We start from the raw sequence: 24,580 nt of genomic DNA on the forward strand, positions 1-24,580 counted from the left end.
CCCGCGGGATGGGATGGAGCTTGTTACCACGTCTTCGTCCCCCGAATGGGTGAATGCCCGAAAAAGTAAAAAGTAACGAGGTCGGCACATACGGTGTGCCTATCTACTGGCGGCCGCGGGCCAGCGGGCGATGCTTCGGCGCATCCGAACTCCGCGAACGCGGCTGGGATGCACCATAGACCCCGCATCTGCGTCTGTCACGTAGACATTGGCCCTGATCTGCGGATGCAGATCTGGCGGCGACCCGATGTGTGAAGCCGGGTGTTCTCCGCGTCGTTCCGCGCGTCTGGCTTGACGGTTCGCCGAGAGTTCGCTGCGGGTGTGCAAAAAATTTCTGGTGTTCCGCGAATCGCCTGGAGGATATTCGGCCCATCGCCGGGCCGGCCGAAGGCTCTCGCGTTCCGTGGCAAATATGTGACGCAGGACACTGAAGTCCTTCGGGTCACGGATTCATGTCATGTAACGACGAGGTTCCCGGGGGGAACGCAGGACGAAACTTTTCTCGCCGGATTCGCCTGCCTGCTGTGATCCCTGTCCCGCCCACGCGGGACAGGACATGACCGCGCCGAGGATGCCGGCGCGGTCAGCCGAAGGCCGGAGAAATGCCCCAGGAGCCGCGCAGGGATTCCGCGGGTGCGAGGACGCGCAGCCCCGCCCCGCTGTTGAACGCGTTCGCCGGGCAGGTCAACGGCTCCACCGCGATGCTCCGGCGCCGCTCGGCGGCCCCCAGCGTGTCCCCGGTGAAGACCTGCAGGTAGTCCCAGGCCTCGTCCATCCACACCGTGACCGAATCTCCGCCCGGCCCGGCCAGCACCGTCCGCGACCGACCGTCGGCGTCCCGGACAAGATCGGTGTAGCAGGTGTCCAGCACGAGCTCGCCGATCGGACGCGCGGCGCGGAAGTCGAATCCGCGGCCCGGGTCGTCCGCTCCGTCGTCGACGGGGACCGCGCTGGTGGGGATCATGCGCTCGTCAGTGACCAACCGGGTGGACGCGGGGATGGTGAGCGTCACCTCGTCCGCCCGCTGTGCGCCGCCGCCAAGGCCCGCGACGGCGACATAGGGGTGCATGCCGAGGCCCACGGGCGCGGGCTCGGCGCCCACGTTCGTCGCGGTGATGCTCACCGTCAGGCCCTCGGCCGCGAGCCGGTAGTCGGCGGTGAACGCGATCGTGAACGGGTAGCCGCTCTGCGCCCGCAGGACGAACGACGCCCGCGCCACGTCGGGCGCCGGCTGGTCGAGCTGCCAGGCCGACCAGCGGACCAGACCGTGGCTGGCGTTGCGCAGCGGCACCTCGTTGAGCGCGAGCTGGTGGGTCGAGCCGCCGAACTCGTAGCGCCCGTCGGCGATCCGGTTGGGCCAGGGCGCCAGCAGCTGCCCGCGACCACGGCTCGCCATCGCGTCGACCGGGTAGCCGTCCAGGACGTCCCGATCGCCCACCCGGTACTCCCGCAGCCCCGCCCCCACCTCGGTGACGACGACCCGGGCGCTCCCGTACTCGAGCGTCACCTGCCGTCCGGACGGCGCCACTGGCTGCATCAGGTCCTCCTTGACCTTCGCCGACCCTCGCTGCGATGCCCTGCCCGTCCAGTATTCGCGACGCCGACGCGGAACCGGCGGATGCCCCCGCCGCGGGCCGCCCGGACAGGCCAGCGCGGCAGCGCGGCAGCGGAGATCAGGAGCGGGCGGCCAGGCGCGGGGCGAGGGCGGGGAACAGGGCGAGGGCGTTGTCCCGGGCGACGCGGCGCCGGGCGGACGCGTCGAGGGCGGGATCGGCGAGCAGGGCGTCGCGGCCGGCGAGCACCGAGTCCGCCGGCACGGCGTTGTAGTCCGAGCCGTACAGGATGTGTTCGGTGCCGACCGTGGCCAGCAGGGTCGGGGTGCTGTAGGGCGACATGGGGCCGGCGGTGTCGACGTAGAAGCGGCGCAGCGCCGCCCGCACCGCCCCCGCGTCGACCCCGTAGCCGAGTGCACGGCCGAGGCTGAGCCGCGCGGCCTGATAGGGCAGATAGCCGCCGCCGTGGGCCAGAATCCACCGGATCCGCGGGTAACGGTCCAGCTCGCCGCGGACGATGAGCTGAACCGCCGCGCGGGTGGTGTCGGCGAGGAAGTCGGCGACGAACGGGGGCACGGCCGACGGCACGGAGGCCGGCAGGTTGTAGGGATGAACGAGCACCACGGCGTCGCGTGCGTTCAACTCGGCCATCATCGGCGCGAGCGTCGGATCGCCGAGATAGGTCAGCCCGTCGTGCGCCATGAGAAGCACGCCGTCCGGGTGCAGCGTGTCGTAGACGCGGCGGATCTCCGCGACCGCGATGTCCGCCGTGGAATGCGGAATGTAGGCCAGGAGTCCGAACCGGTTCGGATGGGAACGGACCAGATCGGCGTGCCCGTCATTGGCGAGCCGGGCGAGTTCGGCGGCGAGCGCCGGTGTGGCGGTGAACTCGGCGGGAATTGCCGCGGACAGCAGTGCCAGGGCGATTCCGGCGCGATCCATCGTGTCGAGCGTCGCCTCCAGCGACCAGGTCGCGAACAACGGCCCCCCGACGGGGGGCAACTGCCCGTGCGCGACCAGCCAGGCCCGCACCTGCGGCGTCATCGCGTGGTGGTGCACGTCAATCCGCCCGGTTGCCGCGCCACTCGCGCCGGTCGCGGCCCGCGCGACACCCGGCGCCGCGAAGACGCCCACCGCCGCCGCGCCGACAGCCGCCCGCCGACTCGGTCGACGACCTGGATGCCCCGGGTCCGTCTTCCCCGCCGCTCCCGCCCTCGCCGATGGTTCGTCATCGGCCAGTGGAGCCTCGTTCTCGGCCCGTCCCCCGTTGTCCTCGGCCATGGAGCCGCCCCCTTCCACCACGACTCCGCGGCGCCCGATCCGCGCGACCGCTCCGCATGGCCCGCTTCGACGGCCACGCTCATCACTGACGGGCGTGGCCGTCAGCCTCCGCCCGACGGACACGCCAGTGCCCTCGGAGGATGCCCACGGAGAGGGGCCTGGCGGCGAAGCGGATATCCGGACCAATGGGCCGCTTCGGGCTGGACGGTGCCGTTTCAATGCCCGCACGTTTCAATGCCCGCATTCGTGCGGTCGCGGTCACCATAGGCCGCGCCGGCCGGTGCCGGCGAGCGATTACCGGCCAATCCCATCAAAATCCGGGATCCTGATGCCGTTCAGTGAATGGATCTGGGTATTCGCGGTGTCTGTGGAAATCGTTCGCCTATGTCGGCTTTCGTGTTGTTCGGAATGACCGCGAGGCGGCAGCAATGGGTCGGCGGGCCCGGCTGGTGGGTGCGATGCCGAGGCGCGGCCACGTCGAACCGCCGTCGGCCCGCCGGTAAAGCCGTCGGCGTGGGGCGGGGCGTGAGGCCGCCGGCGGGCGGGTTACCCGGCGATCGCGGGCGGGGTGGGCGACGGGCAGGTGAACTGGTCGGGGTCGGCGCCCGCCCGGGCGAGCAGCGTACGCAGGTGCCGTTGGTCGTCGGGGGAGAGCCGGGCGAGCGGGGAGTTCGCCGTCAGGGTCTGGATGAGTCGTGTGCGCACCTGGGTGCCGCGCGGGGTCAGGCCGATCACCTTCTGCCGGCGGTCGGCCGGCGACGGTCGCCGTTCGACGAGGCCGCGCTGCTCCAGACGGTCGGTGAGGAACGTGAGCGTGGAGGGATCGCAGCCGAGCGTCGCGGCCAACGAGCGCATCGACGGTGCGGGGCCCTCGGGGTCGAGGCGCCACAGGACGTTCGCGAGCGGCTCGGTGAGATCGACCTCGCGCAGCAGGTCGACGGTGAGGGCGTTGGTCGCCGCCGCGAGGGTGACCACCTGCTTGATGACCGCGTGGACGAGCGAGCCGTCCGTGCCGTCCTCGGCGTCCACGGCCTGATGGTATGTGGAGCCTCCCATGCTTGACGACTCCCATGCTTGGTGACTCCCATGCTTGACGACTCCAGGTATCTGTCCAATACTTTGAGCATCAAATTATTGGAGTCTCGAAGGGAATCTCGGCATGCATCTGGCGATCTTCGGTGGCACCGGTCACACCGGGCGTCCTTTGCTCGAACAGGCGCTGCGGCAGGGCCACACTGTCACCGCGCTTGCCCGGGACCCCGGCCGTCTCACCGTGGACGAGCGGGTCCAGGCGGTGGCCGGCGACGTCCGTGACGCCGATGCCGTGGCGAAGACCGTCGCCGGGAGCGACGCCGTGCTCAGCGCGCTGGGCCAGCGCCGGTGGGGCACCGCGGTGTGCACGCTGGGGATGCGCAACATCCTGCCGGCGATGGGCGCGCACGATGTCCGACGCCTGATCGCCGTCAGCGGATACGGCGTCGCCGACAGCCGGCACCGCGACCTTTACTTCCTGCTCGCCCGCATCGCGATCGGCTCGCTGTTGCGCGACAAGGAGGGCATGGAGGAGCTCATCCGAGCCAGTGACACCGCGTGGACGGTCGTGCGCCCGGCCATCCTCGTGGGCGGCCCGCGCACCGGGCACTACCGCACAGGCGCGGACCTGCGCCTGACGCCCGCGTCCAGGATCACCTACGCCGACGTCGCCGACTTCATGCTCGCCCAGCTCACCCGGGACGACCTCCTCCGTCGGGCCGTCGCCATCACGTCGTAGCCATCACGTCGTAGCCGTCACGTCGTGGCCAGCTGGATCCGCCCCGGGTGGCATCGGTGGGCTGATGGCCTCAACGGGGGGCGCCGCCGCCCGCGAAGACGTGCCGACCGGTGAGCAGGGGGAGGTCGAGGAAGGTGCGGATCCCCGGCTCGGCCTGGCACAGGGGCGCGATGGTGTGCACGGCGTGCATGGCGGTGCCCAGGCAGCCCTGGTCGTTCTCGTCCTCGTCGTGGACGGCGATCCGGGACTCCAGTGTCATCGAGGGCTCGCCCTCGACGGTGACCCGCCAGCCGCGGCCGGTGGGCCAGTCGGGTGCCTGCCCGTCCCCGACCCGGGTGATGTGCTCGACGGTGAGCGCGGCGCGGCCGTTGATGACGGCCGTGCAGGAGAACCGCTGTGCGGACACCGTGCCGGCCTCGACCCGGCCAGCCGTGATGTCGAAGCCCGCGCCGGCCACGGTTACCGAGCGGTCGTGGCGCAGCTCGTCGATGGTGGCCCCGAGCCCGTCGGCGACCATCATGATCGGGGCGTGGAAGACGCTGCCGGCGATCGCCGGGTCGGCCATGGGCACGGGAGCGTCCGGCGCGCGGCCGAAGCCCATGATGTCGAACAGCATCGCGGCACTGTCATAGGTGGAGTAGTCCAGGATCTCCTGGACGAGCAGCGAGTCGATCCGCCGGAACAGCGGGGACATCGTGAGCGGGAGCACCTCGGCGGCCCAGCCGGGTTCGATGCCGGTGCCGTGGAACGAGGTACCGCCCGCGGCGCAGGCGGCCTCCAACTGGTCGACGACCTCCTTGCCGGCGCTGCGCGGGTAGATGAACGAGGTCACCGCGGTCGAGATGACGTTCTTGCCGGAGGCGAGCAGACGGCAGATGTCGTCCAGCGCCCCGGCCGGGTTCATCTCGCCCTGGGCCATGTAGAGGACACAGTCGGCGTCGAGCGCGAGGATCTCGTCGCGGTCCCGGGTGGCCCGCACGCCGAGGTCCCCGATGCCGCAGATCTCGCCCACGTCCCGACCCGCCTTCGCCTCGCTGTAGACGAATCCGCCGACCACCCGTAAGTCGGGATGCCCATGGACGGCGGCGATCGCGTGCCGGCCCACCGAACCCGTGCCCCACTGGATCACTCGGCGCATGTCGCCCTCCCGCTCCCGCCGCGGGCCGTTGCGGAGGAAGCCGCCAGACGTGTCCCGCGTGTCCGCAGGCACTGAAACCTGCCTCTGGATACGCAAAATATCTAGAGGTAAACCCGCATGCAACAGGGTGTCGGAATCGGGGGTCGAGCCGGGTGGTCCGGCGGCGCCGGAGCGGAACGGCGCGGCGGGCTGGAGCGCCGGAGCTGGTTCCGCTGCCCTGCACGGGGTCCGGTCCGGCCTGCACGGGGTCCGGGTCCGGGCCGACGGCCTCGGCCTGGACCTGACGAGACGCCGCGGGCTGGCCTTGCGACCTTCCCTTGGGCATGATTCCGTCGTTAAACATGTAGATCTTACGAGCCTGCGGTGATGGTGGGGCCGAGCTTCCTCACTGAGAGCGCTGTGCTGGTGATGGATGTGGGTTGATGCCGTCCCGGTGGTGACGCTCGTCTCATGCCTTCCTCCTGGCCCGTCGCGGGTACCGGTGGCGCCGGCGGTCGAGGTCTGGATGCCGGGTAGGTTGCTGGGCGACCGGTGGGTGTTATGCACCATGCGTGATGATCTGACTGACATCGAGTGGCAATCGGCTGGTCTTGGCGGACGTTGACATTGACGTCGATATTGGGTCTAGTAACCGACGTATCCCTCCATTAGTGTTCTGTGTGCATCAGCTGTGGTCTTCATCACATGGTGCGAGTGGGAGGTGGGGGGACGACGCAGCCCGCCCGCCGCGATTCCGGACCACGTCATACGTCTCACAGGAGGCAGCATGTCGACCACCGCGGCCATCACTGCGGCTTCCCCCGCCGCGACCGAGACCGGGACCGAGCCGTTGCTGGTTCTCGAGGGCGTCAGCAAGCGGTTCGGGGGCGTGCATGCGCTCACCGACGTGGAGCTGGCCGTCGCGCCGGGCATGGTTCGCGGCCTGATCGGGCCGAACGGTGCGGGCAAGACCACGTTGTTCGACATCATCTCCGGGATCACCTCGGCCAGCGGCGGCTCGGTCCGGTTCGACGGCGTGGACGTCACCCGCCGGTCCGCGACCGCCCGCGCCCGCCTGGGAATGCGCCGGACGTTCCAGCGAGCCCAGGTTTTCAGCTGGCTGTCGGTGGAGGACAGCGTGCTCGCGGCGCTGGAGTGGCATGGTGGCGGCGGCGGCGTCGTGGGCGATCTGTGCGGCTGGCCGGCGCGGCGCCGCCACGAGCAGGCCCGCCGGGAACGGGTCGCGGAGGTCCTCGAGTGGTGCGGGCTGACCAAGCTGGGCACGGTCACCTCCGGTTCGCTGCCACTGGGGCAGCAGCGCCTCGTGGAGCTCGCGCGGGCGATCGTCGACCGTCCGACGCTGCTGCTGCTGGACGAGCCGACCTCGGGTCTGGACGCCGCCGAGTCGACGCGTTTCGGTGAGCTCGTCACGTCCCTGCGTGGCGAGGGCTGCGCCGTGCTGCTGGTGGAGCACGACGCCGGGTTCGTGATGCGGATCTGTGACCGGATCACGGTGCTCAATCTCGGCTCGGTACTCGCCGAGGGAACGCCGCAGCAGATCCAGGCCGACGACCGGGTGCGCGATGCCTACCTCGGCTGACCAGACATCACCGGCCCTCGGCCGATCAACACAGCCGGGCGTGGGCCCGCTTTCGCGTACCGCGGGCGTTCTCAGGAGGAGTACGTGACCGAATTCTTCAACCTGGTGGTCGCGGGGCTCGTCTCCGGTGCTCTGTATGCCATCCTGGCGTCCGGACTGACGCTGACCTACCAGACGTCGGGCGTGTTCAACTTCGGGCAGGGCGGCGTCGCGTTCGCGACCGCCTACCTGTTCTTCCAGCTGAACACCGGCCAGGACATCCCAGTGGTGCCGGCGGCGATCCTCTGCGTCGGCGTGTTCGCCCCGCTGCTCGGCTGGGTGCTGCACCGGGTGCTGTTCAACCCGCTGCGGGAGGCGCCGATCGCCGCCCGGATGGTGGGAACGCTCGGCCTCCTGATCGCGCTGCCCGCGTTATGCCTGTGGATCACCGCGCTGCTGCGGGAGAAGGCGCACTGGAAGTTGCCGGCGATCGAGGACGTGTTCCGGATCCCGGGTCTGGGACCGAGCCCCAAGAAGATCTACAAGCTGGGTGACGGGCTCGTCCTCGACACCGACCAGCTGTCGATGCTGGGCGCGGCGGTGTTCGCCGCGGTGCTGCTGTGGTGGCTGGTGCGGCACACCCGGATCGGCCTGGAGATGCGCGCCTCGGTGAGCCGGCCGAAGATCGCCGCGCTGCGCGGCGTCGACCCGGACCGGGCCTCGGCGGTCTCCTGGATCCTGTCCTGCGGGCTCGCCGGCCTCGTCGGTGTGCTGATGTCGCCGATGTTCGGGCTCGGCAACTTCACGTTCAACACCATGCTGTTCATCTCGATCCCGGCGGTGGTGCTGGCGCGGTTCGCCTCGATTCCGATCGCGATGGCGGGCGGCCTGCTGCTGGGCGTCGCGCAGAACCTGATCGCCGGGTACGTCGACCTGGACATCACGGGCTTCCCGACCGCGGTGCCGTTCATCATCCTGTTCGGACTGCTGATCTACTTCGGCGCCGAGCGTGGCCGCTCCGCCGGGGCGACCCTGGAGGAGCGCCCGCCGGCGAACGACCCGACCGCGGCCTCGCCCTGGACTCGGCGCGGGCTCTGGGCGGCCGCGGTCATCGGCCTTCTGGCCTATACCGCGTTCGGAGCGACCAACTTCTGGGCGGGACTGCTCGCGCAGGGTCTGGCGACCGCGATCGTGCTGATGTCGTTCACGGTGGTCACCGGGATCGGCGGGATGATCAGCCTCGCCCAGGCGGCCTTCGTGCTCGCCGGTGCCTTCACCGCGGGAAACCTGCTCTCGCATGGCGTCCCGTTCGTGCCAGCGCTGCTCATCGGCACGGTCGTGGCCGCGCTGACCGGTCTGATCGTGGCCCTGCCGACCCGCCGGCTCGGCGGGCTGCCGCTCGCCCTGTCCACCCTGGCCCTGGCCTATATCGGGCAGAACCTGCTGTTCCAGATCGACAGCATCTCGAACGGCTCGTCCGGCTGGGCGGTGCGCGCCCCCGACCTCGGCATCGTCGACACGACGAACCCGCGGTGGCTGGTGGTGTTCCTGCTCGTGCTGGTCGCTCTGGTGCTGTGGCTGGTGCACGCACTGCGGACGTCGAGCACTGGACGGGCCATGCTCGCGGTGCGTTCCACCGAGGTCGGCGCCCGCACCAGTGGCATCGCCGTGGGTCGGATGAAGCTGCTGGTATTCGTCATCTCCGCGGCGATGGCCGGGTTCGGCGGAGTCCTGCTCGCGGCCACCCGCGGCCGGGTCACCCACACCGACTACGACGCGCTGCTCGGCATGATCTGGCTGGCCACCACGGTCACGTTCAGTGTTCGTCGTCCCGCCGGAGCCGTCATCGCCGGGCTGGTGACCGTCCTGGCGCCGCAGGCGTTCGAGTCAGTCCCGGCGTCGACCTACTTCATGCAGCTGCTGTTCGGCCTCGGCGCGATCGGCCTCGCCCGGGAGCCCGACGGGGCGCTGGCCGGCATCGGCCGTACGGCCGAGATGCTTCGACGCAAGCGAGCGGCGGCCTCGGACAGCGCGTCGGCGTCGGCTGCCCCGGCCGTCTCGGTCGCGCCGGCCAGCTCGGTCGCGCCGGCCAGCTCGGTCGCGCCGGCCAGCTCGGCCGCGGCGCCCGCAACCGCCGTCGTGGTGGAGGCTGCCACCGCGTCGGACACACCCGCCGAGCCGGACACGACTGTGCTCAGGGTCCGCGGGGTGCGCGCGGGATACGGCGAGGTCGAGGTGCTGCACGGCGTTGACCTCACCGTGGCCGCGGGGGAGGCGGTGGCGCTGCTGGGCGGCAACGGTGCTGGTAAGTCCAGCCTGTGCGCCGTCATCGGCGGCCTGCTCACCCCGACCGCGGGAAGCATCGAGGTGGCCGGCGTCGACGTCACCCGGATCGCCGCGCAACGCCGTCAGCGGGACAGCATCTACCTTGCCCCCGAGGGCCGTGGCATCTTCCCGGAACTCACCGTCGAGGAGAATCTCACTCTCTGGCTTCGGGATGCCGATGAGCGCACCGCCGCCTACGACGCCTTCCCCGTGCTCGGGCAGCGCCGGACGCAGCTCGCTGGCGCCATGTCCGGCGGTGAGCAGCAGATGCTTACCCTCGCGCCCGCGCTGGTGCGCCCACCGCGGCTGCTCATCGCCGACGAGCCCTCGCTGGGACTCGCTCCGCTGATCATCGACCAGATCTACACCGCGCTGCGTGAGCTGCAGGGCCGGGGCACCGCGCTGCTCGTCGCCGAGGAGAAGACCCGCGACGCCCTGGCTCTGGCCGATCAGGTCGCGTTCCTCACCGTCGGCCACATCACCTGGGCCGGGCCGGTCGGCGAGGTCGACTCCGATCGTCTCGCGTCCGCCTACCTGGGCGTCTCCACCGAACCACAGTCGCCCACGCCTCAGGACGCGGCCGGGGAGGCCGGCGCCACCGCCGGGGCCAGTGCCGCCGCTGAGGCCGGTGCCGCTGCCGAAGTGACCGCGACCGCCGAGGCCGGGGAAGCGTCCGCTGTGCCTGAGCCGTCCGACGCCGCGGAACCGGGCGACTCCTCTGGGCCGGAGGAACCAGCCGTAGCAGAAACGGCCTCCGGCGCGGAATCAACGTCCGGGACGGAATCAACATCCGGGACTGAAACAGCGTCCGGGACTGAAACAGCGTCCGGGGCCGTCGAGACATCGGGAGCGGACGAGGCCGCCGATGAGGTGGAGAGCCTCACCGCGTCCGGAGTGGACGGCGTGGTGTCTGGAATGTCGAAATCCTGACAACGCGAGAGTCCTGACGGCAATGTGGAGCCGTTGGCACGACATGTTCCAAGTTCCCGTGCCAACGGACATCGGGTGTCGGCCGGGTCCTCGCCGCTCCCTCGCACCGGGTCACCAGCCGTGATCTGGCGCTGTTTTTCCTTATGGGGATCGTTTCGCAGTACAGCATGACCATCGTCGCGTCCAGGTATGCACCCCTGTTGGCGCGGCTTTGCGTGAACCCGTCGCGGCGTGCCGCGGTACCCCGGTCACAGTTAGGGATCTCAGTGAGAAGAACTACCCGCTTAACTCGGTCTGTCACGGTGCTGGCCGCCTCCTGCATGGTTGTAGCCGGAATGGCTGCCTGCTCGAGTGACAGTTCCGGCTCCACCGGCAGCGCCGCTTCCAGCGTGGACGTCGCCAGCATCAAAGCTGGTCCGGCAACCGGGTGGGACGATGGCGGGCAGAAGGTGGATCCGGCCAAGCTGAAGTGTTCCCAGACGGCGTCCGACCCCACCCGCGGAATCACGGACACGCAGATCACGGTGGGCGGCCTGGCCTACCTGACGAGCGCGTCGGGTGCCTCGATGTCCGGTGCGGAGGCGGGCGCCAAGGCCCGCTTCGCCCGGGCCAACGCCGAGGGCGGGGTGAACGGCCGAAAGATCAACTACGTCGGCACCCTGGATGACGGCAACGACCCGGCCCGCACCAGCTCGCAGGCAAAGGTGCTCGTCGAGCAGAAGAAGATCTTCGCCTCCGTGCCGCTGCTGACCACCAACGCCAGCTATCTGGACACGTTCTGCAACGAGACGGTTCCGTACTTCGGCTGGGGCATCAACTCGGGCTTCTGCAACTCCTCGCTCGGGTTCGGTATCACCGGCTGCCTGATCGCCGGCAAGGATGTCAAATCCTCGACCAACTACGGCTTGTTGATCAACGCGCTGTTCGGTGGGAATGGGTCGGGTAAGACGGTGGCGCTCGTCGGCAATGACGACGACACCGCCCGCGCCGGGGTCGACGCCATCGGCCGGCAGCTCAAGGCCGTCGGAATCAAGGTGGTCTACAGCAAGACGCCGGTGCCCGACGCCGGGCTGAGCGACGCCGCCCCGATCGTCAATGGGATCATGACGGCGGACGGCGGCGCACCGCCGGACGTACTGATCTACGGAACCGACTTCAACGCGACCCTCAAGCTCACCGAGGCACTGAAGGCCGCGGGCTTCAAGGGGAAGAACCTCAACGCCGTGGGTTATGACCCGCGGCTGGCGGCGGCGAAGCTGCCCGGCCTGGAGGGCTCCTACACCTCGTTGCAGTGGGCTCCGGGCAGCGACACCGCTGTGCCGGGGATCAAGCAGATGGTCAGCGACATCCGGAAGTACACCCCCGGTACCGTGCTCAGCCTGCCGACGATGGCCGGGTACTGGTCCGCGGACATGTTCCTCGCCGCGGCGAAGAAGGCCGGTCGAGACCTGACCCTCACTTCTCTGCTGAAGCTGATGAACAACAACTACAGCTATTCCGTGGACGGTGCGCTGGCCGAGACCCGTTGGCCGCTCAACCACCTGGTGTCGAACCCGTGCTTCTCGCTCGTCCAGCTGAACGGGAGCAAGTACGACATCACCGTCCCGCTCTCCTGCGGCTCGTTCCTGAAGAGCTAGCCGGTCGCGTTCCACGGACAGTGGTCGTGGGTCGTGGGTCGTGGGTCGCGGAACGCGACAGTCTCATGGGTCGCGTTCCGCGATGGTGGTCATGGTGCCGGCCGGGGCCTACAGTAGCCGGCCGGCCCCAGGCGTCTGCCACCGCCCCGGTCGCCCCGGATCCCCGCCACGACGTGGCCGGTGGTCTCGATGGTGTCTCTGGTCGGGCCGGTTCAGCCCTTTGGACGGGCGGGTTCGGCCAGGGCGCGTCGAGCAGCGCCAGCGTCCGGAGTGCCCCAGCTCCCGTGCGGTCCACACGAGTCGCGCGAGGGCCTGCGTCCGGTCCGAGGGAGCGGCGGCGATGTCGAGCGCCAGCTCGCGGGCCCGGGTGGCCAGAGTCGATGCGCGAGGACGGCATCAGCGGGATCTACTACGCGGGTACGGCTATTCCACCTTCGGCTACAAGGGCGACTTCCTCACGATCCGCGAGCTACGCGGCGGGGAACTGCGCTTCGACGGCTACCACCGACCGGAACATCCGATCAACGCCACCCAGGTCGCGGAGCCACCGAGCCACTGGCGCTCACACTATCGTCGGCGGGATGTCCGAGCCGTCATCCTGCCCGTCACTGACTCCGCGCACACCTGACTCTGCCGCACACGGACCTTCACGCGCACGGACCTTCACGCGCACGGACCTTCACGCGCAGGGACGTCAGGCAGATGGACCTTCAGGCATATGGACATGCGCGAACGCGCGCCGGACCATCTGGACGAACTCCTCCTCCGTGAGGCCGTCCTGCCCGGTGGACGCGGTGGCCATGTCCGCGCCGCCGGTGTCGGCCCGACGGTAGACGCCGACCATCGCGGCCAGCAGTTCGGCCAGTGTGTCGGGGTTGCCGGGGCGGATCGAGCCGTCCTGCTGCCCACGCCGGATCAGTTCGGCCTCCAGGCGCAACGCCGCGGCGTAGCCGCGGGCGACCTCCGTGTCGAGCCGGGGGACGGTCGAGAACCCGGCCGGAAACATGCGACTGACGAGCCGGCCGAAATCGGGAAAGGTCCGATAGAAGCCGATCTCGGCCCGGACGAGTGCGGTGAGACTGTCCAGGCCGGGGCCCTCCGCCAGGGCGAACGAGCGGATTCTGGCCATCAGCACGAGCGACCGGCGGTCGACCACGGCCCCCAGCAGCTCCTCCTTGTTGCGTACGTGCAGGTAGAGCGCACCGACGGAGACCTCGCACCGCTCGGCGACCTGGCGCAGGCTGGTCTCCCGGAAACCCTGCCGGCCGAAGAGCTCCTCGGCGACGTCCAGGAGCTTCTCCCGCGTGCGTTCAGCGCGCTGACGGTGTCGCTGCGCGCGCACGGAGGTCGAGGCCGCCGCGTCGCGGCTGGCCGGCAGGTCGGGTCGGTGGCCGGCGGTCAGGGGCGGCATGCTCGTCGCCGCGGCCGCGGCCTGCCCGCGGGTGTCGTCGACCGCGGTCATCGCCATCACCACCCTCCTGGTTGCCCGAGCCTCCTGGTTGCCCGAGCCGGACACGTTGCCGATGTCTCCCCCTGTCTCCCACGTATAGCAGGTCGATCCTGGGCAGGCGCCTCGATCCGGCCGGGCGATGGTGTCCGGGCTGGTCCGACCCGGACACTTGTGATCCGTGTGAAGGTCAGGTTGAATGATGGTTCAGTGACGTGCGACGACGGTGCTTCACGGTCGCTATACGGGTCCGGAACGTGTACGTCCCGCCGGTGGGAGGCAGCTCATGGCCATCTCGGATGAGACCAGGGCCGCCCGGCCTGCCCCGAGCGCGACGAGCGCGACGGGCAGAAAGAGCGCCCTCTACGGCGCGACGGATGTGCGAACCGTGGAAGGCGTGGTCGAAGACCTGGTCGGGCTGCCGATGCCGCAGCGCCCGGACACGCTGAACGATCTTTCGGCGCGGACGAAGGTCCGTGGCGAGCGGACCCCGCGTTTCCCCTTTCCGATTCCGAACGGCTGGTTCATCGTCGCCCGCGCCGACGAGATCGAGCCGGGCAGGACCAAACCGCTGTTCTACTTCGGCAAGGACCTGGTGCTCTTCCGGGGCGCCGACGGCACGCCGTACCTGTTCGACGCCTACTGCCCGCACCTGGGGGCGAACCTGGCCGTCGGCGGGCGGGTCGAACAGGGATCGCTGCGCTGCCCGTTCCACGGCTGGCGGTTCGACGGCGCGACCGGGGCCTGCGTGGAGGTTCCCTACGACGACATCGACTTCATCCCGAAGAAGGCGACCGCCCGCAGCTATCCCACAGTCGAGCGCAACCACATGATCTGGGCCTGGCACCACCTGGAGCGCGAGGCGCCGACCTACGAGGTTCCCGAGGTGTCCGAGTTCGACGACCCGGACTGGCTGCCGATCCACATGCGCGACTTCGAGATCGCCACCTGCTGCCAGGAAATGGCCGAGAACAACGTCGACACGCCGCACTTCATGTACGTGCACGGAACGCCGGCGATTCCCGAGGAGGACTTCCACATCGACGGGCCCTACAAGCGCTCGATCGGCATGGACGGCAACTTCGTCCGGGAGGGTTTCGGGCTTGGGCTCGGTGTCCTGCGGGTGAAGGGCTACACGACCTTCATCTCCTCGACGACTCCGATCGATGAGGAGAACCTGCACGTCCGGTGGATCTTCACCTCGCCGCGCTCGCTCGGCCCGAACGCCGCGGAGAAGGCGGCCCGGACCTTCACCAACGCCGTCAGCCAGGACATTCCCATCTGGGAGAACAAGATCTACAAGGATCCGCCGGTGCTGCGACCGTCGGAGAAGGCGATCACCGAACAGCGCCGGTGGTGCCAGCAGTTCTACTCCTACCCCGACGGCGCCACCCGGCCCTGACGGGCGCCGGGCGTTGCCGGCCGGGCCCCGCGCGGCGCCCGGCCGACCCGGCCAGGTCGGTCTGGAGTCAGGCAGGCCACCGTGCGCCGAGCGCGGTCTGGCCCGACGTGGGTCAGGCCAGAACTGGGTCGGGCTGGGTCAGGCGAGGATCAGGCCGGGATCAGGCGGACCGGCATCGAGGTGATGCCGTTGACGAAGTTGGAGCTGAGCCGGCCGACCGGGCCGGTCAGCTCGACCCCGCGCAGCTTCGTGGCCAGCGTGCGGAACATCATTTCGACCTCGAGCGCGGCGAGGTGTCGGCCGAGGCAGAAGTGCGGGCCACCGCCGCCGAAGCCGAGATGCGGGTTGGGCGAGCGGCCGATGTCGAAGGCGTACGGGTTCTCGAACACCGACTCGTCGTAGTTCGCCGACGAGTAGAAGACGATGACCTTGTCGCCTTCCTGAATGGGCTGGCCGCCGAGCTCGACGTCCCGGGTGGCGGTGCGGCGGAAGCTGTTGACCGGGCTGACCCAGCGGACGATCTCCTCGGCCGCCTGGGGAGCCAGGTCGATGTTGTCGCGCAACCGCTCCCACTGTTCCGGGTGCTCGATCATGGCCAGCATGCCGCCGCTGATGGCGTTGCGGGTCGTCTCGTTGCCGGCGAACAGCAGCAGCAGGAAGAACAGGTCGAACTCGAGTTCGGACAGCTCCTGCCCGCTCTCGTCCGGCGAGATCAGCGTGGTGACGATGTCGTCGGCCGGGCAGGCGCGCTTGGCGATGCCGAGATCATTGGCGTAGGCGTAGACCTCGATGGCGGCCGTGGCGGCGTCCTCGTTCTCCTCGATCCGCAGGGTGGTGGTGGCGGACGCGAGGCGGTTCGACCAGTCGAATATCTTGCGGCGGTCCTCGACGGGGACGCCCATCAGCTCGGCCAGGACGATCAGCGGGAGCTCCGCGGCGCAGAGGTCGACGAAGTCACCGGACCCCGCCTCCAGCGCCCTGTCGACGATCAGCTCGCTCGTCCTGCGCAGGTGTTCGCCCATCAGGCGGATCGTCTTCGGGGTGAAACCCCGGCTGACCAGGCCGCGCAGCCGGCTGTGCTCGGGCGGGTCCATGTTCAGCATCATCATGCGCTGCTGGGCGCACTCCTCCTCGGAGACCTCGCCGAGCATCGTGGTGCGTCGGCTCGAGGAGAAGGTGTCCGGCGTGCGCGAGACGCGGGAGACGTCGGCGTGCCGGGTGACGGCCCAGAAGCCCTCCGGCAGCTCGGGGTCGGCGTGCCGGTGGACGGGGTCGTTCTCGCGCAGCCAGCGGAAATCGTCCTGGGGGATGCCGTCCGCGTAGCGGGCGGGGTCGTAGACATCGATCGCCTTCAGGGGCATGGGTCCTCCGAACAGCCCGAACGCAGCGCGCGGCGACTTTATAATTCTGACACTAACTGACAAATATGTCAGCCGCTACGAGTGCCTGCCGAGAGGACGCGCCAGCCAGCCAGCGCGGCGCCCTCGAGCGCCACGTAGTCACGTTCCGCGATGGCAATCTCGGGGTGGCGAGCATTCAAGATCCAAATAGGTCGCTGTGGGGGTATTCGCGTCCGATTTGCCCCCCGCGGCGACCTACTTGGCGGGATCTTGTCGCCTTGCCCGCTGCGGACTGTAGCGATGGCTGGTAGTGGGGCCTCGCGGTGGGGCCGGCGGTACGGCGTCGGTGGGGCCGTGGGGCCGTGGGGCCTCAGTCGCGGCGGGGGCGGCGCAGGGTGAAGCGTTCGAACAGGGTGTAGTCGGGGGCGGGGTCGCCGGCCTGGACGCGGGGGGCATGGTAGTAGCCGACGGTGATGGTGGTCGGGCCGCCGCGACGGGTGCCGGGGTCTAGGTCGAACACGGCGATGCCGTACGGGTGGCCGGAGGCATCCGGGCGGGCCGACCAGACGGCGTCCTCGACGGCGTCCGCGGGGGACTTGGCGTAGGCGCCGGTCTTCGCGTCCCTGCTGATCGCCGTCCGCTTCGTGATGACCTTGCCCTGGCGGGTGCCGGTAGAGGTGGCACCGTAGGTGTCGGTGGGGCCGGACGTCCCGCCGCCGCCGAGCACCAGGTAGACGGTGCCCTTGTCGGTGTCGAACGTGTCGGCGGACGCGTCGGTGACGACCGGCCGCGGCCGCAGCGTGTCGACGGTGGCGCCCCCGGCGCCGACGGCACCACCGGCGGTACCCGCGGAGCCGCCGCTGGAGCCGGTCGAGCCGGTCGAGCCGCCTGTGGTTGCCGTGGCGCCGGAGGCTTCCCTGCCGGTGTTACGGTCGAAGCCTCGCAGCGGGAACGTCCGCTCGTAGTCGTGGTCGTGGCCGGTGACCACGAGGTCGACCTGGTAGCGGTCGAACAGCGGCAGCCAGGCCTGGCGGATGCCGAGGTCCGAGCCGTTGCCGGTGGACGAGCTGGAGACCGGGCACTGGTGCATCTGCACGATGATCCAGTCGATGCTGTGGTCGGCCCGCGCGGCGGCGAGGGTGTGCTCCAGCCAGCGGGTCTGCCGGTTGCCGCCCGGGGCGAGGGTGCCGTTCGGGCCGGCGGCGAGCGTGCCGGTGTAGAGGCGGTTGTAGCGGCTGGTGCCGCCGGGGATGGTGGGCGTGCCGTTCGGCGGGACGATGTCGGTGCCGGCGAACGCGCCGCCGTCCTGGTAGATGACGTCGTCGGCGTCCAGGGAGAGGAACAGCGCCGAGCCGACGCGGTAGCTGTAGAAGTTCCCGACCAGGCCCGGGATACCGTTGGACGGCAGGCTGAAGCGGGTCAGGTACGCCTCGTAGCCGTGCGGCCCGTTGCCGAACTCGATCTCGTGGTTACCCAGCGCCGGCATCCATGGCCGGTTCGCCGCGGACCGGGCCACGTTGACACCGAAGTCCCGCCAGACCGCCGGCTGCTGGGCGAACGTCAGGTTGGCGTAGCACAGGTCCCCGTTGAGCAGGTGGAACAGCGGCGCGAACCGCTCGACGGCGTTCACCGCGTGGTAGGCGTTCGGCGAGGAGATCGTCCACGACTTGTCGGTGGCGAGGTCGCCGTAGCTGGTGAACCGGAACGGGAACCGCCCCTGGCGCGCGGTGGTGAACGTGCCGGTACTGGTGCCGGCGGCGGCGCCGGTCAGGCTGGCGCTCGGACCGCCGTCCGCGATGTCAACCTGGTAGGTGTAGGCGGTTCCGGGCTTCAGCCCGCGCAGATGAGCGTGGTAGACGACGGTCCGCTGGCCGTTCACCCCGTCGACGTAGGTGCGCTCCTCGGCGTCCACGTACCGCCCGAATCCGCCGGTCGCCGTGCCGAGCCGCACCCGCGGCCGGCGTACCGCCGCCGGCGACACCCAGGAGACGGTCACCGAGGTCGCCGGGTCGTCCCCCCAGGCAAGATGCACCTGCTCCGGGATGGTGCTGGCGCTCGTGCCGGCGAACGCCGGCCGCCGCCACAACACCGGCCCGCCGTGCCCGCCCGCCAGCGTCGTCCCACCGACCAGCGCGAGCCCCCCGCCGATCACCCCGGCCCGCAGCAACGTCCGCCGCGACGCCTCGAGCGTCGGGCGCGCGCCGTCGCCAGCCACAGGCCCAGCGGTTGCCGGTGCGCCGGCCGTGCGGGGACCGCTGGAGGTATCGGCGCCACCGGGTACGGCCGCTGCCGCGGGGCTGGCCGCACGGACGGAGTGAGTCGCGGAGCTGGCGGGGTTCGCGTCCATGACCGCTGATGCTGTCGCCCTCGGCGGACAGTCAGTCATCCACCACATGGCGTCAACCCAACCATCCGGTGAACCCGGCACGTCCTGGGCCAGACGAGACGCCGGCCCGACGGGCGTGGAAGGCCATGGCGACCGGCGGGGTGATGCCTCGGACGAGCTGTGCCGCGCACTTGACCTGAAGCCGGGTTCAGCCTGCAGGCTGGGGGCATGCGAGCGATCAAGGTCAGTCGGTTTGGTCCATCTGATGTTCTCGAGCTGGTGGAGCTGCCCGCGCCGGTTGCGCGGGCGGGGGAGCTTGTGATCGGGGTGGAGGCCGTGGGCGTGGGCTGGCTGGACGTCCAGATCCGGGCGGGCAACGGGCCTGAGGTGTTCGGGGTGGAGCCGCCGTACGTGCCCGGGGGTGCGGTCGCGGGCACGGTCACCGCGGTCGGGGTGGGGGTCGGCGGCGAGTGGCTCGGCGCCCGGGTCGTGGGTCGCCCGGTGGGCGGTGCGTACGGCGGAGGTTATGCCGACACGGTCGTCGCCACGCCGGAGACGGTCTATCCGATCCCCGCGGACCTCGGTCTGCGCGACGCCACCGCGTTGCTGGACGACGGCAGCACCGCACTCGCCCTGCTGGAGCGGACCCCGGTGCACAAGGGGGACCGCGTCCTGGTGGCACCAGGCGTGGGTGGTCTCGGTAATCTCCTGGTGCAGCTCGCCGTCACGGCGGGGGCGACGGTCATCGCCGGGGTGCGGGGCGAGGAGAAGCGCGCGCTCGCGCGGGAGCTGGGTGCCGAGACCGTCGACTATTCCGCCCCGGACTGGCCCGACCAGCTGCGGGCGCTCACCGGCGGGCAGGGGTTGGACGTGGTGTTCGACGGGATCGGCGGCGCGGTCGGGGCGGCGGCGGTGGCGGTGCTCGTCGACGGCGGCCGGTTCTCCGGCTATGGCATGACCAGCGGTACGCAGACCGCGATCGGCGAGTCCGACCGGAGGCGGCTGACCGTTGTGGACATGGCGCAGCTGCCGGAGTTCTGGCCGGACAACCCCCGCCGGATCCGCCACGTGCTGGACGAGGCCGCGGCGGGACGCCTGACCCCGGTGATCGGCCGGACCTACCCGCTGGCCGAGGTGGCTGCCGCACATGCGGACATCGAGGCCCGGCGCTTCACCGGCAAGATCCTGCTGCTGACCTGACAGCCGCGGCGGCGGCGGTCGGCGTTGGGGCGTCGGTTTCCGGCGGCCCGGGTCCCGGGCCGCCGCGGAACGAGACGTTCGCCGACCTGGCGGGACAGCGGACGTACCGCCTACCGGAGCTCGGCGGCGGTCCCGGGTCCAGTCGAGGGGGTGGCTGAGGATGCCTTGGCGGGGCGCTCCGCGCGGGCGAGGAAGGCCACCAGACGGCGGTTGACGTCGGCGCCCTGCTGGAAGCCGGGGCCGTGGCCGACGCCGGGGAGGATCTCGGCGTGGCCATGGGGCAGCTGCGAGATCCGGGCCTGGGCACGCGGCGGGTGCAGCAGTGGGCTGTGCTGGCCGATCAGGACGAGCGTCGGGGTCCCGATGGCGCGCAGCTCGTCGTCGCGCAGCGGGGCCGGCGCCGGACGGCGGGTGCGGAACGTTCGAGCGCCGGTCAGCAGGACCCTGCGGAGCTCGGGGACGAGCAGGACGGGGTTGTCCAGCCAGACCGCGAGCCGTCGGCGAAGCGGCGGCGGAGCGAGGCCGGCCAGGCCGTTGAGGTACATCAGCCAGATGAACCGGGCGCTGACCTTCTCCAGTCCGCCGGGGTCGAGCGCGGTGACGCTGATCAGCCGGTCGGGTGCGTGGACGGCCTGGTTGAGCGCCAGCCATCCGCCGTAGGAGTGGCCGACGAGGTGCGCGTGGCGCACGCCGAGGGCCGCGAGGGTCTGGTCGAGCCAGGCGGCGCTGTCCGCCGGGTGGTGGATCGGGCGGCGGGCGACGCTACGCCCGGGATCGCCGAGGGTGTCCAGGGCGATGACCGGATGCCGGGCGCCGAGCGCGGCCAGGAACGGGTACCACTGCACGGCGTTCGAGTTCGCCCCATGCAGCAGCACCACGGGGGCACCGACGGTCGCCGATGCCTGCCTGCCCGACACAGGGCCATAGCGATGGACGTGGGTGGTGCCGAACTCGGTCTCGACCTCCGTTTCCTCCCAGGGTGTGGGCCACAGGGCGGTGAAGGCCCCGTCGTAGGCCGCGAGGAATCTGGCACGCTGCTTCTCGCCGCGGAACCGCCCGACGGCGGGGCTCTCTCGAGCTGTCATGGTACATGTGTATCACGAAAGGACGCGATGCCGAAGCGGGTCGACCACGAGCAGCGCCGCCGTCACATCGCCGACGCGCTGCTGCGGGTCGCGGCCAGCCGGGGCCTGCACACGGCGGGGTTCCGGGAGGTCGCGGCCGAGGCGGGTGTGTCGGTGCGGCTCGTCCAGTACTACTTCGAGACCAAGGAGGGGCTGCTCCTGTTCGGTCTGCGCCGGGTGGGTGAACTGTTCGCCGAGCGGGTGGCGCCTCGGCTCGTGGCCGAACGGGCGGTGGCGCAGGAGTCTCCGCCCGCGGGCGGACGGCCGGCGTCCACCGGGCGGGCACGGATCGAGGTCGTCCTCGCGGCGACCCTGCCGTTGGACGACGAGAGCCGCATGTTGTACGTCCTGTACAACCAGTACTTCGCGCTGGCGCTGACCGACCCCGCGCTCGCGGCCCAGCCGTACGCCAACGACCCGGACGTTCTCGAGACCTGGCTCGTCGAGCGGTTGCTGATCTGCCAACGCGAGGGCCTGCTCGCTCCCACGCGCGACCCCCGGGACGAGGCGAGTGCCCTGCTGGCGCTGACCGTCGGGCTCGGCACCGCCGTACTCGCCGGCCGGCACACGCCCGACGACGCCCGCCGCCTGCTCGCCCGCCACCTCGACGACCGCCTCGCTGGCCACTGACCTCGTCCCGCCGGGCACGTCAGTGCGGGCGGGGGCGGCGGAGTGCGGATGGCCGCGGGACGTAGTCGGTCGTCCCTTTTCGGGTGATATGGGTGCCATACCCCGTCTGAACTAGACCCTGACGTAAGAGTATGGTCGAGCCCATATTCGCCGAGGTGGCTGGCCGGGGTCATGAAAGGAGACGTTCCATCTCTCCGTCTGCGTGGTCGGGCCGCGGCTGAGGCTACCTCGGGTCATGAACAGCGCAGTTCCGCCGGTCTGATCAGCACACTCGTCCCCGTGCGAACGGCCCCACCCGGGCCTGCGCCGCAGGAGCGAGCAAGAGCGAGAAAGGACGCGGTGACCGAGAGAATGCCGCCTCGACCACGCGGCCGGCACCGGAGGGATACCGGGACGCGGGCCGCTCCACCGCCGCCGCCGCCACCGCACGCTCGGCCCGATCTGCCCGCGCTGACGGGTCTGCGCGGAGCCGCCGCCACCCTCGTGTTCCTCCGCCACATCGACGCGGACGTGGGGGACACCCTGCCCGTCGCTCCGCTCGGCAACATCGGATATACCGGCGTCTCGTTCTTCTTCGTGCTCTCGGGTTTCGTCCTCACCTGGGCCGCCGGCCCGGTGTCCCGGGCCCGGTTCTACTGGCGTCGGTTCGCCCGGATCTACCCGCTGTATCTTGTCGCCGTACTGCTGTGGTTCCCCGTCGCCTGGTCACTGGGAATGATCGGCGAATTCGGCTCGAAACCCGTCGCCCTCCTCCCGAGCCTGCTCTTGGTCCAGGCCTGGATTCCCACCCAGTCGATCTACTTCGGTTGGGGCGGAGCGGTGCTGTGGTCGCTGTCCTGCGAGGCGTTCTTCTACCTCGTCTTCCCGCTTGTCCACCCACGGCTGGCCGCTCGGGCCAACGCGGGCCGGATCCGGCTGGCCCTGCTCGTTCTGCTCCCGGCCGCGGCTGTGTCCTGCCTGGCCGGCGTGGTCGATCCCCGCGTCGACCTCGCCGCCTACGCCAATCCGGCGGTGCGGCTGGGCGAGTTCATCCTCGGCATCGTCCTGGGACTGCTGGCGCGGGAAGGCTCCCGCGGCACGACCGGGCAACGCCGGACACTGGCCCTTCTCGCCGCCGCCTGGCTCGCCGTCCCGATCGGCCTCGGATTCCCCTACGGCGACCGCCAGGGTCTCATCGACACCCTCGCCCTGCCGTCCTTCGCGGTGGCCATCTTCCTGGTCGGTACCCGCGAAGCCGACGGCTGTCGGGTGCCCGGAGCGAGTGCCCGCCCGATGGTGTATTTCGGCGCGATCTCCTACGCCTTCTACCTGGCTCATCCCGCCGCACTCGCCGTCGGCAGCGAACTTGGCTGGCTCGACGCGGCCACCGCACCCGCGGCGGCACTCGGCGTCACACTCTGCTTCCTCCTCGCGTTCGCGCTGGCCGCGGCTCTGCATCACGCCGTGGAACAGCCCGCCCTGCGATACCTGCTCCACAAGGCCCACCGCTCTGCCGGCCAGCAGACCATCAGCGCACCCGGTCAGCAGACCATTCCCCTCCCGCGTCAGTTCGGTGCACCGCCCCAGGCCGGTCCGGGAATCCCCGAACCGGGAATCCCCGGTCATCGGCTGGTTCGCCGTGATCTGTAACAAGCTGTGCGCGGCGGCTGGTCTGCTTGCCGATGGCCGAACCGAGCCGTCGCCGTGATCTGTCGCAGGCCGGGCAGGGGGAGCGGTGTGCCGCCGGTCGTGCTGATCGCGACGCTGGCTCTTGTGCTGGCCATCGCTGCCTGCTCCGGCCAGTCCGGCCAGGCCAGCCCGACCAGCCAGGCCGAGCGCGCCGGCCGCCCCGCGACGGCGTCGCCGGCCGTTCCGTCGGCGAGCGCCTCCGGATCGCCGCGGCAGCCGGCCATCCGATCCGGCCTGGGGTGGGCGTCCGGCGCCAACGGGAACCACCCGGCGGATGTCAACGCGTGGGCGTCGTGGACAGGTCGTCCGGTCGACGTGGCCGTCGTGTTCACCACCCGCAATGACTGGCCGAGCCTCACCACGGCGTCCTGGCCGGTCGGCGCGTTCACCCGGGCCCAGTTTCCCGGGCAGCTGTCGGTGGCCCAGCCGCTGTACCCGGTGAGCGGCAACGAGCTGGCCTGCGCCCGTGGAGACTACGACGGCTCCTGGGCCCAGTTCGGCTCGACCCTGACTCGGTACGGCCGCGGGGACGCCTATGTCCGGCTCGGCTGGGAGTTCAACGGGGCCTGGATGTACTGGCACGTTCGAGACCCGCAGGCCTGGAAGAGCTGCTTCGTGCACGCGGTCACCGCGATCAGGTCGACCGCCCCCCGGGTGCGGATCGAGTGGACCCTGAGTGCGCACAGCGACACGCTGCCCGGCGGTGACACCGACGTCTGGGCGGCATATCCGGGGGACGCCTACGTTGATGTCGTCAGCATCGACGACTACGACATCTACCCCGCCTCCACGACCCAGAATGCCTGGGACCAGCAATGCCACCAGCCCTCCGGGCTGTGCACCGTCGCGGACTTCGCCCGTGCCCATCACAAGAAGCTCGCGGTCCCTGAGTGGGGGCTGTCGTACTCGAACGGTGGCGGTGGCGACAACCCGTTCTACATCGAGAAGATGCACGACTTCTTCACGCGAAACACCGGCCTGTTGGCCTATGAGGCATATTTCAACACATCCGAAGCGGGCAACGTCCGCTCCTCGCTCCACAACCCCGACCTGAACCCGGACAGTTCCCACCGCTACCTGGACCTCTTCGGAACGAGCCGCGGCGCAGGCGGTTGACGGGCCTGCCCCCGCACGGTCCCCGCGGCGGGAGCGCGAGCGGGGTCGTCCGGCGTAACGTCCAGGAAGCCGGCGTGCGTGGCCGGTTCCTGGCGGTGTGTGCCTGGTCAGGGCATGGGTAGCTGTGCGTGCTT

General features: G+C 70.4%; 18 protein-coding genes. 10 read left to right on the plus strand and 8 right to left on the minus strand.

Translation table 11 applies throughout. The features are described from left to right. Positions 1-583: 583 nt before the first annotated feature. From MXD95_RS14670 to MXD95_RS14680, 3 genes are all read right to left on the minus strand, one after another. A complete protein-coding gene (locus tag MXD95_RS14670) occupies positions 584-1,537 on the minus strand; it encodes an aldose 1-epimerase family protein (RefSeq protein ID WP_250641174.1) in 954 nt (317 codons plus the stop codon). A gap of 136 nt (positions 1,538-1,673) precedes the next feature. Continuing rightward, positions 1,674-2,834 (minus strand): amidohydrolase family protein, encoded by a 1,161-nt coding sequence (locus MXD95_RS14675; RefSeq protein WP_250641175.1) that lies wholly within the window; start codon positions 2,832-2,834, stop codon positions 1,674-1,676. Between the two features lie 546 nt (positions 2,835-3,380). Further along, a complete protein-coding gene (locus MXD95_RS14680) occupies positions 3,381-3,890 on the minus strand; it encodes a MarR family winged helix-turn-helix transcriptional regulator (RefSeq protein WP_250641176.1) in 510 nt (169 codons plus the stop codon). A gap of 103 nt (positions 3,891-3,993) precedes the next feature. On the opposite strand from MXD95_RS14680, the gene MXD95_RS14685 reads away from it, so the two are divergent. Then, positions 3,994-4,605, plus strand: a complete 612-nt coding sequence (locus tag MXD95_RS14685; protein ID WP_250641177.1) for an NAD(P)-dependent oxidoreductase — start codon at positions 3,994-3,996, stop codon at positions 4,603-4,605. 70 nt (positions 4,606-4,675) lie between these two features. Here MXD95_RS14685 and MXD95_RS14690 read toward each other — a convergent pair whose 3' ends face one another. Beyond that, positions 4,676-5,815, minus strand: coding sequence for an NAD(P)H-dependent amine dehydrogenase family protein (locus tag MXD95_RS14690; protein WP_250641178.1), 1,140 nt, complete (start codon positions 5,813-5,815; stop codon positions 4,676-4,678). A gap of 694 nt (positions 5,816-6,509) precedes the next feature. Here MXD95_RS14690 and MXD95_RS14695 point away from each other — a divergent pair. From MXD95_RS14695 to MXD95_RS14710, 4 genes are all read left to right on the plus strand, one after another. Next, positions 6,510-7,322 (plus strand): ABC transporter ATP-binding protein, encoded by an 813-nt coding sequence (locus tag MXD95_RS14695; protein ID WP_250641179.1) that lies wholly within the window; start codon positions 6,510-6,512, stop codon positions 7,320-7,322. Positions 7,323-7,406: 84 nt separating this feature from the next. Next, positions 7,407-10,556: an ABC transporter permease subunit gene (locus MXD95_RS14700; RefSeq protein WP_250641180.1), complete on the plus strand. Its 3,150-nt coding sequence runs from the start codon at positions 7,407-7,409 to the stop codon at positions 10,554-10,556. 389 nt (positions 10,557-10,945) lie between these two features. Beyond that, a complete protein-coding gene (locus MXD95_RS14705; protein WP_250641181.1) occupies positions 10,946-12,193 on the plus strand; it encodes an ABC transporter substrate-binding protein in 1,248 nt (415 codons plus the stop codon). A gap of 340 nt (positions 12,194-12,533) precedes the next feature. Further along, positions 12,534-12,821: a hypothetical protein gene (locus tag MXD95_RS14710; RefSeq protein ID WP_250641182.1), complete on the plus strand. Its 288-nt coding sequence runs from the start codon at positions 12,534-12,536 to the stop codon at positions 12,819-12,821. A 66-nt stretch (positions 12,822-12,887) separates the two neighbouring features. Here the strand turns inward: MXD95_RS14710 and MXD95_RS14715 are convergent, their stop codons facing one another. Further along, the gene (locus MXD95_RS14715; protein ID WP_250641183.1) at positions 12,888-13,661 is read right to left on the minus strand and encodes a TetR/AcrR family transcriptional regulator; all 774 of its coding nucleotides are present in this window, start codon (positions 13,659-13,661) and stop codon (positions 12,888-12,890) included. A 265-nt stretch (positions 13,662-13,926) separates the two neighbouring features. On the opposite strand from MXD95_RS14715, the gene MXD95_RS14720 reads away from it, so the two are divergent. Continuing rightward, entirely contained in the window at positions 13,927-15,042 is a 1,116-nt protein-coding gene (locus tag MXD95_RS14720) for a Rieske 2Fe-2S domain-containing protein (protein WP_250641184.1), read from the plus strand. A gap of 149 nt (positions 15,043-15,191) precedes the next feature. On the opposite strand, the gene MXD95_RS14725 is transcribed toward MXD95_RS14720, so the two are convergent. Then, positions 15,192-16,403 (minus strand): cytochrome P450, encoded by a 1,212-nt coding sequence (locus MXD95_RS14725; protein WP_250641185.1) that lies wholly within the window; start codon positions 16,401-16,403, stop codon positions 15,192-15,194. A gap of 349 nt (positions 16,404-16,752) precedes the next feature. Beyond that, a complete protein-coding gene (locus MXD95_RS14730) occupies positions 16,753-18,597 on the minus strand; it encodes a purple acid phosphatase family protein (RefSeq protein ID WP_250641186.1) in 1,845 nt (614 codons plus the stop codon). Between the two features lie 339 nt (positions 18,598-18,936). Here MXD95_RS14730 and MXD95_RS14735 point away from each other — a divergent pair, with 339 nt between their 5' ends. Continuing rightward, positions 18,937-19,908 carry a zinc-binding dehydrogenase gene (locus tag MXD95_RS14735; RefSeq protein WP_250641187.1) on the plus strand — a complete coding sequence of 324 codons (972 nt, stop codon included), beginning with the start codon at positions 18,937-18,939 and terminating at the stop codon, positions 19,906-19,908. 110 nt (positions 19,909-20,018) lie between these two features. On the opposite strand, the gene MXD95_RS14740 is transcribed toward MXD95_RS14735, so the two are convergent. After that, positions 20,019-20,993: an alpha/beta fold hydrolase gene (locus MXD95_RS14740; RefSeq protein ID WP_250641188.1), complete on the minus strand. Its 975-nt coding sequence runs from the start codon at positions 20,991-20,993 to the stop codon at positions 20,019-20,021. Positions 20,994-21,020: 27 nt separating this feature from the next. Here MXD95_RS14740 and MXD95_RS14745 point away from each other — a divergent pair, with 27 nt between their 5' ends. The 3 genes from MXD95_RS14745 to MXD95_RS14755 all read left to right on the plus strand — a co-directional run bounded on the left by MXD95_RS14745 (position 21,021) and on the right by MXD95_RS14755 (position 24,446). Then, on the plus strand, positions 21,021-21,662 hold the full coding sequence (locus MXD95_RS14745; RefSeq protein WP_250641189.1) for a TetR/AcrR family transcriptional regulator: 642 nt from the start codon (positions 21,021-21,023) through the stop codon (positions 21,660-21,662). Between the two features lie 339 nt (positions 21,663-22,001). Then, positions 22,002-23,291, plus strand: a complete 1,290-nt coding sequence (locus tag MXD95_RS14750) for an acyltransferase family protein (protein WP_250641190.1) — start codon at positions 22,002-22,004, stop codon at positions 23,289-23,291. A gap of 87 nt (positions 23,292-23,378) precedes the next feature. Further along, entirely contained in the window at positions 23,379-24,446 is a 1,068-nt protein-coding gene (locus MXD95_RS14755; RefSeq protein WP_250641191.1) for a glycoside hydrolase family 26 protein, read from the plus strand. Positions 24,447-24,580 lie beyond the last annotated feature (134 nt).

The organism is Frankia sp. AiPa1 (assembly GCF_023243075.1).
In the GTDB taxonomy this organism is placed as follows: Bacteria; Actinomycetota; Actinomycetes; order Frankiales; family Frankiaceae; genus Frankia.